The sequence below is a fragment of the Streptomyces sp. NPDC006739 genome, from assembly GCF_042869815.1.
Taxonomy (GTDB): Bacteria; Actinomycetota; Actinomycetes; order Streptomycetales; family Streptomycetaceae; genus Streptomyces.
Genome location: NZ_JBIAGM010000095.1, coordinates 1 through 1,380 on the forward strand (window position 1 = coordinate 1; position 1,380 = coordinate 1,380).

General features: G+C 68.6%; 1 protein-coding gene. It reads right to left on the reverse strand.

Annotation, left to right across the window (positions count from 1 at the left end):
* Nucleotides 1-7 precede the first annotated feature (7 nt).
* Nucleotides 8-1,246 carry an IS256 family transposase gene (locus ACFYMM_RS44410; RefSeq protein ID WP_388398575.1) on the reverse strand — a complete coding sequence of 413 codons (1,239 nt, stop codon included), beginning with the start codon at nt 1,244-1,246 and terminating at the stop codon, nt 8-10.
* Nucleotides 1,247-1,380 lie beyond the last annotated feature (134 nt).

The following is a 1,380-nucleotide window of genomic DNA, read 5'->3' on the forward strand; positions in this document are numbered from 1 at the left end:
TTTGAGGCTATGCGGTGAGTTCGGTCGGGACGATGGTCTCGTCGGTTTGTGACTCGATCGGGTGGAGGCGGGCCTTGGCCAGGAGGTCGAGTCCCATGTAGCGGCGGGCTTCGGTCCATTCGTCGTTCTGCTCGGCCAGCACCGCGCCGACGAGGCGGATGAGGGCGGTGCGGTCGGGGAAGATGCCGACCACGTCGGTGCGGCGGCGGATCTCCTTGTTGAGTCGTTCCTGCGGGTTGTTCGACCAGATCTGCCGCCAGATCTCGCGGGGGAAAGCGGTGAACGCCAGGACGTCGCCCTGTGCGGCGTCCAAGTGGGCTGCTGCTTTGGGGAACTTGGCCTCCAGGGCGTCCAGGACGTGGCGCATCTGGGCCTTCACGGCGTCGGTGTCGGGCTGTTCGAACACGGTCCGCAGCAGGGTGGCCACCCACGGCTGGGCCGACTTGGGGACCTGGCTCAGCAGTGCGCGGGCGTAGTGGGTGCGGCAGCGCTGCCAGCTCGCGCCGGGCAGGGTGGCGCCGATCGCGTTGACCAGACCGGCGTGCGCGTCGGAGACGACCAGTTGGACGCCGGACAGGCCGCGGGCGACCAGGGAGCGCAGGAAGGCGAGCCAGCCGGCGCCGTCCTCGCTGGAGGCGACGTCGATGCCGAGGATCTCGCGGCGGCCGTCGGCATTCACGCCGACCGCGATGAGGGCGTGGACGTTGATGATGCGGCCGCCCTCGCGGACCTTCTGGGTCAGTGCGTCGACCCAGACGAACGCGTAAGGCCCTTGGTCCAGGGGCCGGTTGCGGAACGCGGCGACCTGCTCGTCCAGGTGCTTGGCCATCGCGCTGACCTGTGACTTCGACAGCTGGGTGACGCCCAGGGAGGCGGCGAGCTTCTCGACCCGGCGGGTGGAGACCCCCAGCAGGTAGGCGGTGGCGACCACTGAGATGAGGGCCTGTTCGGCCCGGCGGCGTCGCTCCAGCAGCCAGTGCGGGAAGTAACTGCCGGTCCTGAGCTTGGGGATGGCCAGTTCGACGGTGCCGGCGCGGGTGTCCCACTCGCGTGGGCGGTATCCGTTGCGGTGGTTGACGCGTTCGTCGCTGACCTGGCCGTATTCGGCGTTGCAGAGGGCATCGGCCTCTGCGGACATGAGCGCGTCGGCGAACGTCTTGACCATCGCGCGCAGCAGATCGGGACTCGCCGCGGCGAGGTTGTCTTCCGCGAGGGCGTGCAGGGGCAGACTGTCGGGTGCGGTCATCGTGCTGATCTCCTTCGAGGCTTCGACACTTCGAAGATCAGCCGGTGGCCGTTCATCTATGCGGGCACCATCCCGATGCCGGAGCAAACCCCCGGATCAGGTCGAACCCGTACACCACTTCCCTGGACGCAACC

Bases quoted from the DNA above. Each gene is read 5' to 3' on its own strand.
- ACFYMM_RS44410 (WP_388398575.1), bottom strand. From the start codon at position 1,246: ATGACCGCACCCGACAGTCTGCCCCTGCACGCCCTCGCGGAAGACAAC.